Origin of the sequence: Paraburkholderia oxyphila NBRC 105797, assembly GCF_000685075.1 — a bacterium.
Taxonomy (GTDB): domain Bacteria; phylum Pseudomonadota; class Gammaproteobacteria; order Burkholderiales; family Burkholderiaceae; genus Paraburkholderia; species Paraburkholderia oxyphila.
Window position 1 is genome coordinate 34265 of the sequence record NZ_BAYD01000040.1, and the last position, 12553, is coordinate 46817.

Consider the following 12553-nt stretch of genomic DNA (forward strand, 5'->3'; position numbering starts at 1 on the left):
ATCTCTCGACGTAGATGTGCAGTGTTTCGCGTAACTCGTGCGGAAACGCGAATCTCGCCGCCTACCTGGGCGGTCGCACAATCCGTCGGCAACTCGCAGGCTTCGGCACGAAGTTGCCCAAACCCGTAATGGTTGCCGTACAGATTAGCCTTCGACTCCATCGGCGCAGGCGGCACCTGGCTGTGGCATACAACGACGTAGCCGGATCGCTGCGGGAAATGCCCGCGCAGTATGCCCACCATCTCGCGCCTCAACCTCGAGCATGGCGCCGCGGGCTGATTGGTTCGAGCGCCGAACGTGATTCACCGGTCAATATCTGTTTATTAAGCTTAACTAATCGATATGCATGTATTCCGCTCTTCCGCTAGTCACGCCCCCCACGGACCAACTAGTTCATTGAACCAAGGAATTCGCACCGCGCAGCGCAACGATGGCCGTTGACCAGGTAAGGCGAGCGCGGCTGACCCTGCTGCTTGACGAAGGGGCCTCGCGCGGGACGGCCATGAACGAATTGCGATGCGATTTGCGTTTCGTCACCCCATCGCAAACCCGCTTCGCCAGTGAACGTATGGCCAGCCCGTATGGCAGGTACCCAGGTAGTGCGCCGCGCCTTGACCAGGCGCGTCTTGAGGCGAGAGTGCTCGACTACACGCTGCGGCGCAAGCCGGCTGACGTCTCGACGCATTGGTGCAGCCGCAAGTTGGCGGCGCAGTTGGGCATGCCCTCCATGATGCTTCAACGTATCTGGCGCAAGCACGAAGTTCGGCCACATCGTCTCAATACGCACATGGTGCCGAACGATCCCGACTTTGAGGCCAAGGCTACCGATGTGATCGGGCTGTACCTGAACCCGCCGTTGCATGCGGCGTTGTTCTGCGTGGACAAGAAAACGGCCATTCAGGCGTTTGATCGCAAAGGCCATACGAACGTCTCGATACATTATTCCCCCACGTATTTGTCATGGTCGAACCAGGTCGAGAACTGGATTGCCCGCATCCAGCCCGACATCATCACGCGCGGGGTATTCACCACCACCAGAGACCTCGACAATAGCTCATGCGTTTCATCCGCCAATGGAGCCAGCAGGCTGCCTCGTTGAAATGGAAGTAAGCCGATCCAACTCGACGTATCCGGTGCAATTCATCCGGTTCAACGGACTAGCGGTCGAACACGGGGATGATCAGCGATTTGACTTCGGTGTACTGCTCGATGGCGCCGCGTCCATGTTCCCGGCCATATCCCGACTGTTTGGTTCCACCGAACGGCAGGCTCGGATCCAATGGAATATGGCTGTTGATCCAGACCGTACCCGCCTCCACGAGGCGTGCGGCACGCAGCGCGCTATTCAAATCGTTCGTCCAGATGCTGGCGGCCAGGCCATACCGGCTACAGTTCGCCATCTCGATGGCCTCGTCGAGGGAATCGACCGGAACGGCGGTGATTACCGGGCCGAAGATTTCCTGCTGCATGGCCCGGCTCGTTGGCGCTTGATCGATCAGCAGCGTCGGAGCGTAGTAGTACCCGTCGCGCTCCGGCACGTTGCCGCCCGTCACGACCTTGGCGCCCTCGGCGCGGCATGCCGCGACTGCATCCGCCACGCGCGCGCGATGGCGCTCGGAAGTGAGCGGCTGCAGGCCCGCCGCAGGATCCAATCCCGGGCCGAGCGACAACGCCTGTATCGTGGCTGCCAGTTGTTCGAGCGTCTTGTCGAAGATTTCCCGATGAATGTATAGACGCGAAGCAGCGGCACAAACCTGGCCCTGGTTGAAAAAGCATCCGCCCATGAGGCCGGGCAGGATCCGCTCGGGATCGACGTCGTTCATGACGATCATCGGATTCTTGCCGCCGAGTTCCAGCGTGAATCGCGTCATGTTGGTCAGCGCTATGCGACCGAGTTCCTGGCCGACCGCAGTGGATCCGGTAAACGTGAGCTTGTCGATGCCTGCGTGGCCGGCCAGCACCGCACCGACATCGATGCCTGTTCCCGTCACCACGTTGACCACGCCTGGCGGAAAGCCGGCGGCCCGCGTCAGCTCGGCCAGGTAGAGTGCGGTCAGCGGAGTGTCCTCCGAGGGCTTGAGCACGAGGGTACAGCCGCACGCCAGCGCGGAAGCCAGTTTCCAGACCGCGATCGCGAGAGGGAAATTCCATGGCACGATCGCGCCCACGACGCCGACCGGCTCGCGCAAGGTCACCCCGAGATTGCGTGCCCCTTCGGGAATCGGGATCGACAGATCCGACGATGTGCCTTCGATCTTCGTGGCCCATCCGGCCATATAGCGTATGTATTCGACCGAGCCGCGCACCTCGATGGCCCGAGCGGCGTGGATCGACTTTCCTTGATTGAGGGTTTCCAACTGAGCCAACGCCTCGCCATCGGCCTCGAGCATGTCGGCAAGCTTGAGCAAAAGCCGCTCGCGTTCGGCCGGACGGCAGCGCGCCCAGCCGGGAAAGGCCCGATTCGCGGCGGCCACCGCGCGATCCACGTCCTCGGGGCCGGCGTCCGTCACGCTCGAAATGACTTTTCCCGTCGAGGGATCGAATACGTTGCGGCGCCGATCGAACTTCGATTCGACGTGTTCGCCGTCGATCCACAGCAGATGCCGTCGCGCCAGGAATTCGCCGACGCGCGGCAACACCGGGATCAATGCGGATGCGTTGTGTTCACTCATGGCCGTGCTCTCCTCTGGAAGCAATCGCGTCGATACGCTGAGCCGCCATCGCGCTGCCCTTGATCAGGAACCCGAGATCGGTCCCGCAAGAAATGAATCGTGCACCCGTTGCCAACCATCGACCCACTTCTTCGGGTTGCCCCGACAATCCGCCAATGCCGACGTGCTTTCCCGCGCGGCGGCAGGTATCGACGACGTGCTGCAGCGCGGCCCGGACGCGGGGATGGCACACCTCCCCGGGCAACCCCATGTCCATCGACAGGTCGTACGTGCCGACGAAGACCATGTCGACACCGTCCACTTCGGCGATAGCCGCGATGTTGTCCAGCCCTCGACGCGATTCGAGCATGACCGCCACCATCGTCGCGTCGTTCAGTGCCTGGCACACGGCTTCGGCGGGAAACTGGCGATAGCCGAGCAAAGGCAATTGGGGCGACGCGGAACGCTCGCCGGCCGGAAAGTACCGCGCGCGCCGCACGATCTCGCGGGCATCCTCCGCAGTTTCCACGTGTGGCGCGATGATCCCCATCGCCCCGGCATCCAGTGCGCGCCCGATATCCGCGCCGCGCCAGTCGGCCACGCGCATCAACGGCGTCACGCCGCACGCCTGCGCCGCTAGACATATCTGCCCGGCATCGCGCAGATCCATGGTCGAATGCTCGAGGTCCACATACAGCGTATCGAAGCCCGCCGCTTGCGCGACGCGGGCTATTTCCGATCCACGGCCGTAAGTCACGGTCATGGACAGGACCGTTCTGCCCGCGGACAACTTCTCCTTGACACGGTTGCGTGTCAGCTCCACCAGATTCATCTCGTTCCTCGCATCGTCCATCAGGTTGCCGTTGACGCAGTACGCATCAGACCGCAGCGAAATTGTTCATGCGCATCCCGACGCTCAGCCCCGCGCGCGCACGCTGGAGACGCGACGAGTCAGCCAGCACGCTTGCATCGATACGGGCGAAATCCGGCGCGCCACATAACTGCATGGCTCTGCGCAACTCGTCCTCGAGAATATCGAGCGCCCTGCGTGCGCCCGGGGCTCCGGCGGCAATGGCGCCATACAGCGTGGCGCGCCCGAGCAGCACGGCGTTCGCGCCAAGGGCGCGTGCCTTGAGGATGTCGACGCCGCGCCTGACTCCGCCGTCGAGCATCACTTCCATCTTTCCCGCGGCGGCGGCCACCGCAGGCAGCGCATCGAAGGTCGCCATCGAGGTGTCCAGCTGACGCCCACCGTGGTTCGATACCACGACGGCATCGCACCCCAGGCTGCTCAAGCGCTCGGCATCGTCCGGCCGCAACACGCCCTTGACGACGAGCTTTCTCGGCCACACATCGCGCAGCGCCGCCAGCCGCGCCCAATCGAACGACGGGTCGTAGTCGCGTCCCGCTGCCGACGCCAGGGTCGACCGGGGTGCCGCATCGCCGTCCAGGCCGTGCAGGTTGCCCGCGGGCGGCGTGCCGCGGATCAGCATGTCAATCGACCAGCGTGGGTGCGAGACGAGATCCAACAGACCTGCGCGTGTGGGCCTGAACGGCGCGCTGAATCCGTTGCGCAGATCGCGTTCGCGCTTACCGCCCACGGCGAGATCCACGGTGATCACCAGCGCCTCGTAATCGGCCGCACGCGCCCGATCGATCATCTTCGCCAGGAACGCCTGATTTTGAAGAATATAGGCCTGGAACCAATGACGGCCCGGCGCCGCATCCGCGATCTCCTCGATCGACGCGCTCGATCGAGTGGACAGCGTGTAGGGAATGCCGCTGTCCGCCGCCGCCTTGGCGATGCAGACGTCGCCGCCGCGCCGGCCGAGATCGACCCCGCCGGTCGGCCCGACGACTATCGGGAGGGCTGCCGGCACGCCGAGAATGTTCGTGCGCGTCTCGACCGTCGCGACGTCGACCAGTATGCGAGGCGCAATCCTAGTCTGCTCGAACGCCGCGCGATTGGCGCGCAAGGTGACCTCGTCCTCGGCGCCCCCGTCAAAGAAATCGAAGACCAGCCGAGGAAGGCGTCGCATAGCCATCATGCGCAGATCTTCTATGGAAAAGGCAGAATCTGCCCTACGCTCGAGATTCATCTTCTGTGCTCATGTGGGTATAGTCGAAACGTCCGTCGCACCGACGATGCTCCGTACCGAAATGTATGCATCATCGGCAACTGCAATGAATCCATTCTATCCAGCCTCAAACGCGCAATTTGCTAAACGAACTGTTCGCATTTCGCGGACGACGTCGCTGGCTGCAAGACGATCGCGGGCATGCTCCAGCCCGCCCGCGGCGTCCCGGCCGGGTGCCGGCGAGATGCCCCTGCGGCAGACGAAGCCCGGCTACTTCCGGCCCGCATTCGGCACAGGACTGTCCCAGACTTTCGGCTGCTTGGCCCAGGCGCGCAAAAAATCGAGCAAACGGGTGGTTCTCGCGGGCACCAAATCGCGGTTCGAATACAAAACGTGAATCGACGTGCTATGCGGCTCGTATTCGGGCAGTATCCTGCACAGCTGACCACGCTCGACTTCACCCGCGAACATATAGTAGGGATGCATGGCGATGCCGTGCCCGAGCAAAGCCGCCTGCTTAATCACCTCGCCGAAAGTGGCGCTCAAGGTTCCGCGCACATGCACCGACTCCGAACCGAGTGGACCGTTGAAGCGCCATATCGAACCGGGGGAGTTGAGCAGGTTCACCAGGCAATTGCAACGCTTCAGGTCCGCCGGCGTTTCGATCGGCCCACAGCGTTCGAGATAGGCTTGGGAGGCGACCAGAACCTGCGGCGACTCGGCCAGCAGAAATGCTTTGTGGCTCGAATCGGGAAGCGACTGCGCGACGATGATGGCGACGTCGAGACCCTGTGCGGTGAACTGATCGACCGTATTGCACGCGAACACCTTGATCTCGATCAACGGATATTGCGCGGCGAACTCGAGGAGCATCGGCGTCAGGTACCGGGCGCCGAACGACGGCGGTACGCCGATGCGCAAGATGCCCTTGACGTCCTCCTCGAGACGGCCGACGGAATCGAGCATCTCACCGTAATCGGCCAACAGTTGCGCGGCCTGGCTGAATACCTGTTCGCCCGCTTGCGTGAGGGCGATCTGCTTGGTGGTACGTGCGACCAGGGTCACGCCGAAGGTCTGCTCGAGCGCAGCCACCTGGTTCGAGGCACTCGCCTTCGATATGCCGAGGTGCTCGGCGGCAAAGGTGAAGTTCCCATGCTTCACCACCTCGAGGAAAGTCCGTAAGCAATCCAGTTTGTCCATCGTCGTGACTTGCTAGGTGAGAGAACTGGCCGGTCGCGAGACTGGCGTCCGGTCGGCAATGCGGACGCACGGCCAATCGGCGCGAGCCGAGACCGACTCTCGCGCCGCGACACCTTCGCTCGCTTTGCGCGAGGTTCCTGGCCTGCCGAACCGTGCTACTCGGCTCGCTGAATCAGCGCGACACCGTATCCGCCGGGCGCCGCGACGGTAGCGAACACGCGCTTTCCGAACGGCATCCGCGCGGCGCGACGCGTGATCGTGCCCCCCCGTGCCTCGACAGCCTGACAGGCCTCGAAGACATTCTCCACCTCGAACCCGATGTGCCCCAGCGTTTCCCCGGGGCGAACCTGCGCGTCATCCCAGACGTGCATGAGTTCGAGCCTGGCAGTGGAACCACACGCGCCGTCCTCGAGCAGCGCGAGCGAGAAACGCCCTTGCGGATAATCGTGCCGCCGCACCAGCCTCATGCCGAGGATGTTGACGTAGAAGGAAAGCGACTCCTCCAGGCTTTCCACTTTCAGCATCGTATGCGCCAGCCTCACGCGTAACCTCCCGTCCTCTCGAATCGAAATCCATCGCGCACACGGCGTGGTGAACGCCGTGGCGGCCGTGGGCAGTAGGTGCTATGCCTGTGCCAGGGGTGCGAGAACGCACTGCACGAACGCGGGATCGAACACCCGATCGGCCATCACCTGGCAGCGTTTGATCAAGCGTCGTTCGGACGCCGTGTAGTCGGGATTCGCCATGTGCAGGGTTCCGATGTGATCCCACATCAATACGTCGCCGACCTCCCAACGATGCACGTACTGATACTTCTCCTGCAATTGGTGCGCAAAGAGGAAATTCAGCGTCTCCTGGCTCTGAACCTCGCTCATCCCTTCGATCGCGACCGTATAGCCAGGATTTGCGTAGAGAATCCTGTCTCCCGTCACGGGGTGATCCAGGAAGACGGGATGCCGGGACGGCGGCAGCAACGCCCGCATCTCCGCGGTCATCGGTCCGCGCTTGCTGCCCGGGCGGGCGCGCGTCGCCTCCCAGAATTTGTTGAAATCGTGCACGGCGACGGCCGTCGACAAGGATTGCTTGTAGCGCTCCGGAAGATCGTCGTAGGCCAATTTCATGTTCGCGAACAAGGTGGCGCCGAGCGCCTCGCCGTTTCGCCGCGGGATCTCGATCCCATAGAGCACGTTCGTGTAGCCGACTACGCTGTTGTAGGACATGTCGGTATGCCAATCCTGCCCCGCGTCTGGCGCGCCCAGCGACTTTCCGTTCTCCACGATGTTCGAGAGAATCGTCACCTCGGGAAGGCCAGCCTCGCAGTCCTTCCCGGTGGGCGACGCCTGCAGGCTTCCGAATCGCTGGCTGAACTGCTTGAGTTGAATCGGCGTCAGTGTCTGCCGGGGAAAACGCAGCACGCCGTGTTCGCTCAACGCGCGAACGATCTTCGCGAAATTCACTGGGTCGACCTGTTGGGCCAGATCGACTTCCTCGATAACGGCACCCAACACCAGACCCGAGGGTACGATTTTCATTTTAAGACTCCTACTTAATAGATATCACTATGTGTCCGGCCAGGCTTTCGCGGCAGCCGGTACATCTCTACGAATATCTCGGCCGAACACTCGCGCGGTATCCTGGCTCTGCATTCCATCGGTAGATGCGAGATCCGTCCCACGCTCAGGACGTAGCGCCGTGCCCGGCGACGTATGGCACTTCGTCGACCGCGCCGCGCTCTTCCCTCATTTGCGGATACCGGCCAATTCCGGCGAAGAGCCACGCCACCACGACCGTGCCGAGTGTGAAGATCAGCATCGGGATCTGGTAGGAGCCCATCCGGTCGTAGAAGAAGGCCATCACGAGCGGGCCAGAAGACGCGCCGAGCATGAAGCCGATGAAGCCAAGTGCATAAATTCGCGCGGCGGAACGCATGCCGAACCAGCGCCGCACAATCAGCCCCATTACATCGACCTCGACGCCGGCGGCCAGCCCGAGGAAGATCGGCACCAGAAACTCGCGTCCGGGTATCGAAAGCTGCAGCAGCGCCAGGGCCGCGGTCGTGAACATGTAGATCGAGGTGGAGAAGCGAATGATCTTCACGCGATCGAGCACGGCCGCGCAAAGCAGGCGCCCCGAAATCTGCGCTATGCCCATCAGGCCGAAGAACATCGCCGCGCGTTGCGGCGACATGCCTTGATCGATCATGATCGGCACGAAGTGAACCGACACGCCCGCGAAAATCATCCCCATCAGGAAGAAGCACACGACCACCCGCCAGAACACAGGATGCGCCACCGCGTCACGCAGCGAGAATCCGGCGAGCACCGCTACGTGATTCTTGTGGCGCTTTTTTGCGGCCACGACTGCCTTGTTGTCCCAAACCAGCAGCAGCGCGTTCAGAATCCCGATCGTGCCTAGAATCAGCGCCTCGACCCGGAAGGCCTCCCGCCATCCCCACAGCGCGATCCAATGCGAGATCAGCGGCGGCAGGAGCGCGGTACCGATGCCCAGCGCCGCCATCGACAGTCCCAGCGCCATTCCCAAGCGCTTGTCGAACCATTGCAGCAGAATCGACGTGAGCGACGCAGGCGTCGACAGGCTATTCACGACGCCGCCGAAACACGTGACGAGCAGAAACTGCCACATCACGGGTTGCAACGTGCTAAATGCCATCAGGAGCGTAGGAATGGCCATCGCCTGGACCAGAATGACCCCGCGGTTCCCCACCCGGTCGATGATCAGGCCGACGACGAATGCCAGCGGCGCCGCCACCAGCGGAACAATCGAATATCCCAGAGTGACCATCGTGCGGTCCCAGCCGAAACTGGCCGCGATCGGCTTCATGTAGATCCCCCACGGCTGCTGAATCGCCGGGGAGTACGAAACCATCAGGGCGATGGCAGACCCTATCAGCACGACCCACTTGGTCAGGGGATTCTGTTGATTCTGCATATCAAGTCTCCTCTCGTCTTCAATGCAATCTGGCGCGGCACCGGCCGAACACGCCACGCGCGCCGATCGCTGCTCGATTGTGGCGCGCTGCTCAGATCACCCTTCGAATCCGGCCAGATCCATCGGGTTCGTGAAGGTGTGCGGTGGTTTGAGCCCCCATCCGAGCCCGGTCTTCTGAATACCTTCTACCCATCCGAAATGCTCTTCGATATGGTCCATGTCCGCGTAATATTCGACAAAATTTCCGGCGGGGTCCTGCAGGTACCAGAAGAAATTCGAACCGATGTAATGCCGGCCGAGCCCCCAGACGTGGGTTTCGCCGTTTCGCTTGATCATATGAGTCGCGCCGCGTCCGACTTCGTCGACATCCTCGACCTGCCAGCCCGTGTGATGCATGAAATCGACGTTCGACTCGAGCAGGAACACGTTGTGATGCTCAGTGGAACAGCGCATGAACGTTCCCACGCCGTTGACCGTGTCGGACGCCTTGAATCCCAACCCGTCTATAAAGAAGGCGCGCGTGACCTTGGCGTTGGACGATCCGAGCACCACGTGGCCAAGCTTTCGCGGTTTGACCGGACCGGTCCGGTAGAACGCGTCGATCCGCTCGTTGGGCCGCGCGTAGCGCCCGGGAAGATTGAGGCGTGGAGCCGCCGCCGCGCGTTGCTCAATACGCGGCGCGATCCGCACACTGATCGCCGTTCCCGATACCGGCTCGGCTGTATGCAAGGCATCAGACTCAAGTCGCAGCGGCGCATCCAGACGCACCAGACGCTCCCCTATCGCCAGCAGATCTTCCGCCGCGTCCGCGCCAATGCATATCTCCTTGAGCTGCCGCTTGGGCGTCTCGACGAGCGTGAGCTGATGCCCACCCTCTACAGTTCCGAAGCGGTGCTCGCCGAGCGGCGCAAGGCCGAAAGCTTCGTAGTACTCACCGGTGGTTTCGACATTCGGGACGCCCAGAATAATCCTCGAAATACCATGCAGAGCCATATCTATCTCCTAAGCGCCGATTCCACGGCTGACGATGTCCCGGATGGCATCGAAATTGAAATCCGTTCTTCTTCCGCTCGACACCCTTGGGTATCGCTTGCGCCCCGGAGTTGAACGCGCAGCGTTTGCAGCATGCGCTTCAGCTCCGTCCGGGTCCGGGCCGCACCGTAGATATATCGATCCGGACGGATCACGACAGCCGCATACCCGCGGGCCTGCGCGAAACCGCGGAACATCCCCTCCGTCTCGTGCAGCACATCGATCGCCCCGTCGTCGGCCGCGCCGTGCTCCGCTATCTTCAGGAAAGCTCCGCCGATCTCGGCCCAGAACGAACGGTCCACCTCGTCCAGCCACGAACTGGCCTCGTCCGAAACGACGGCGATCACGAAGCGCAGATCGACGACTTCGTCGAACAGCGCGAGCCGACCGTCCGCCGCGCGCAGAAGGGGCTGTACGCAAAGCTCCCCGGCGGTGGCCAACGATGCGTCGACGTCGGCGTTACCACGATCCAGGATCCCCTCGCGAATACCGGGAATCGAGACATGGCGCTGCGTGGACTGCGCTGCATCGGTCCGCATCGCGCGCAAGCGCGCATCGCGCAAACGTGCGGCTTGTTCGTCGAGTTCACCGATCACTCTCCCGGCCTCTTTCGCCAACTCGACCAGCCTTCTGGTTTGCGGCTCGCGTTCGCGCTCGTAACTGTCCAGCAGCGATTCATCGGCCGTGCCCTGGATCACCATCGCCAGCTTCCAGGCGAGATTCGCGACGTCGCGAATGCCCGAGCACAGTCCCTGGCCGAGAAACGGCGGGGTTTGATGCGCCGAATCGCCAACCAGGAAGACATTCCCGTGGCGCCAGCGTTCGGCGACCAGCGCGTGGAAGCGATAGACCGCCGTACGCCATAGATCGACGGCACCCGGATCGACATAGCTGCTCAAGGCGTCGACGAGCGCGGCGAAATCGAACGAATCGCGATCCTCGCCTGGCAGCAGTTTCAATTCCCAGCGCCGCAGTGCTCCCGGTCCGACGATGTAGGAAGCCGGTCGCTTAGGCCAGCAGTACTGAATATTTCGCTCGGGTACCGCTACCGGATCCAGCAACCACGCGTCGATCACCGCCCACGTCTCGTCGAACCGAAGATCGTCGAGCGGGATATTCAGGTGCGTGCGGATCGGGCTGCTCGCGCCATCGCAGGCAAGCACGTACTTAGCGCGCACCACAAGGGACTCGCGGGACGTCGTGTGTTCCGCGATCACCTGGCATCCCGCGGCGATCCTTTCGAGCCCTTTCCAGCCATAGCCCAGCATGACCGTCACGTTGTTGCGCCGGGCCGCCGCCTCGCGCAGCATGCGTTCCAGTTCGGGCTGCACGAACAGGAACGAGGGTGGCCAGCCCAACGGATAGGGGCGCTGCGGGGGCACGAAGCTGCGGATGACTTCCCCGTCGACGCCCAGATAATCGGTGCCGCGATAGTCCGCCGTATGCGCCGCAAACTGATCGCCGATGCCGCACCACTGCATCACGCGGAAGAATTCGTGGTCTCCGCCTATGGCGCGGGGCTTGTCGTAGATCTCGGGCTCGCGCTCAATCACCACGACCTTCAATCCGAGGCGGGCGAGCAGGTTGGCGGCGGTAGCGCCTACCGGACCGTACCCGACCACCGCGACATCGCAGTCCAGATCGAGCGGGGTCATTGATTTGCGCCCGCCAATGCGCGAATCTCAGCATCGATGCCGAACGACTCTACCTCGAGCGCACGCAAGTTCTCCTTGACCTGGTCGACCGTACGCGCGCCGAAGACGACCGAGGCGACCGACGGATTCTGCAGCGGAAAACTCATGGCCAGCGCGGTGGCGGGAAGCCGGTTGCGACGCGCCAAATCAGCGAGGTTTCGCGCGATGCTCATCGAGCGTTCATCCAACGCGGCTTGCTTGTCGCTCAGCCGGCCGGCTTCGCGTGCCTGGGGCTGCAAGTATTTGCCGCTCAGGATTCCGCCGGCCATCGTCGTGGTTGCCGTCAGCATCAAGCCGCGCGAATGATGCAAGTTCCCCAATTCCAGACTGGTCGCGGCTTCCGGCTCAACCAGGCTATAACGGATCTGCGCCACTGCGGGAGCGAGTAGCCTATGGGTCTCGACGATGGAGAAGATGCGCTGGATAGCTTCGGGTTTGGAATTCGCGAATCCATATGCCTTGATCAAGCCTTCCTGCTTGAGCGCCGCCATTTCCTCGGCGATCGACACGACCAGGGCCTCGTAATCGAACGTGATCTCCGGATGAGCCGTCGCCAGGCGGTCCGGTCGGTCGACGTAGAGGAGATCGACGTACTCCTGATCCAGCCTATGCAGCGCCTTCAAAAGCTGCTCGCGCAGCGAGAGGCGTGGATACTGGTCCCACCAGAGCTTGTCCGCAATTGCGTATTCGTTCCGGTGCCGGCCAATCGCGCGCAGCGCCCGGCCGACGATGACTTCCGTCGTCGGGATGCCGCCCGGCACGCCGGGCGCCCGGCCATATCTGCAATCGTCGATGAAGTTGATCCCCGCATCGAAACACGCGTCAATGACGGCGACGATATCGTCGAATTCCATCGCCTCGAAGGTCTTCCACGACCCGATGGATAGTTCGGACGTTGCCAGGGAGAGCCCTGGAATGTTACGAAATCTCATGATGTTGCTCACTGATC

The 12553-nt window shown here is 62.5% G+C and carries 10 protein-coding genes and 1 pseudogene; 1 reads left to right on the forward strand and 10 read right to left on the reverse strand.

Annotated elements, in window-relative coordinates; all coding sequences use genetic code 11:
- Nucleotides 1–430 precede the first annotated feature (430 nt).
- A pseudogene (locus BO1_RS52420) lies at nucleotides 431–1110 on the forward strand (hypothetical protein).
- A gap of 47 nt (nucleotides 1111–1157) precedes the next feature.
- On the opposite strand, the gene BO1_RS23715 reads toward BO1_RS52420, so the two are convergent.
- The 10 genes from BO1_RS23715 to BO1_RS23760 all read right to left on the reverse strand — a co-directional run bounded on the left by BO1_RS23715 (nucleotide 1158) and on the right by BO1_RS23760 (nucleotide 12536).
- Complete coding sequence (locus tag BO1_RS23715) at nucleotides 1158–2672, reverse strand: aldehyde dehydrogenase family protein (RefSeq protein WP_043286152.1); 1515 nt, start codon at nucleotides 2670–2672, stop codon at nucleotides 1158–1160.
- Entirely contained in the window at nucleotides 2665–3483 is an 819-nt protein-coding gene (locus tag BO1_RS23720) for an HpcH/HpaI aldolase family protein (protein ID WP_028219684.1), read from the reverse strand. The genes BO1_RS23715 and BO1_RS23720 overlap by 8 nt, the downstream gene beginning before the upstream one ends.
- A 46-nt stretch (nucleotides 3484–3529) precedes the next feature.
- On the reverse strand, nucleotides 3530–4750 hold the full coding sequence (locus BO1_RS52425) for an alpha-hydroxy acid oxidase (RefSeq protein ID WP_084688145.1): 1221 nt from the start codon (nucleotides 4748–4750) through the stop codon (nucleotides 3530–3532).
- 249 nt (nucleotides 4751–4999) lie between these two features.
- A complete protein-coding gene (locus BO1_RS23730; RefSeq protein ID WP_084688146.1) occupies nucleotides 5000–5929 on the reverse strand; it encodes a LysR family transcriptional regulator in 930 nt (309 codons plus the stop codon).
- A 155-nt stretch (nucleotides 5930–6084) separates the two neighbouring features.
- A complete protein-coding gene (locus BO1_RS23735) occupies nucleotides 6085–6471 on the reverse strand; it encodes a VOC family protein (protein ID WP_028219686.1) in 387 nt (128 codons plus the stop codon).
- An 81-nt stretch (nucleotides 6472–6552) separates the two neighbouring features.
- On the reverse strand, nucleotides 6553–7461 hold the full coding sequence (locus BO1_RS23740) for a TauD/TfdA dioxygenase family protein (protein WP_028219687.1): 909 nt from the start codon (nucleotides 7459–7461) through the stop codon (nucleotides 6553–6555).
- A 145-nt stretch (nucleotides 7462–7606) separates the two neighbouring features.
- Complete coding sequence (locus BO1_RS23745) at nucleotides 7607–8878, reverse strand: MFS transporter (RefSeq protein ID WP_028219688.1); 1272 nt, start codon at nucleotides 8876–8878, stop codon at nucleotides 7607–7609.
- Nucleotides 8879–8974: 96 nt separating this feature from the next.
- Nucleotides 8975–9871: a VOC family protein gene (locus BO1_RS23750; protein WP_028219689.1), complete on the reverse strand. Its 897-nt coding sequence runs from the start codon at nucleotides 9869–9871 to the stop codon at nucleotides 8975–8977.
- 2 nt (nucleotides 9872–9873) lie between these two features.
- Complete coding sequence (locus tag BO1_RS52430) at nucleotides 9874–11565, reverse strand: bifunctional 3-(3-hydroxy-phenyl)propionate/3-hydroxycinnamic acid hydroxylase (RefSeq protein WP_052409574.1); 1692 nt, start codon at nucleotides 11563–11565, stop codon at nucleotides 9874–9876.
- Entirely contained in the window at nucleotides 11562–12536 is a 975-nt protein-coding gene (locus BO1_RS23760) for an aldo/keto reductase (RefSeq protein WP_084688147.1), read from the reverse strand. Before BO1_RS23760 ends, BO1_RS52430 begins: the two co-directional genes overlap by 4 nt.
- Nucleotides 12537–12553: the final 17 nt, after the last annotated feature.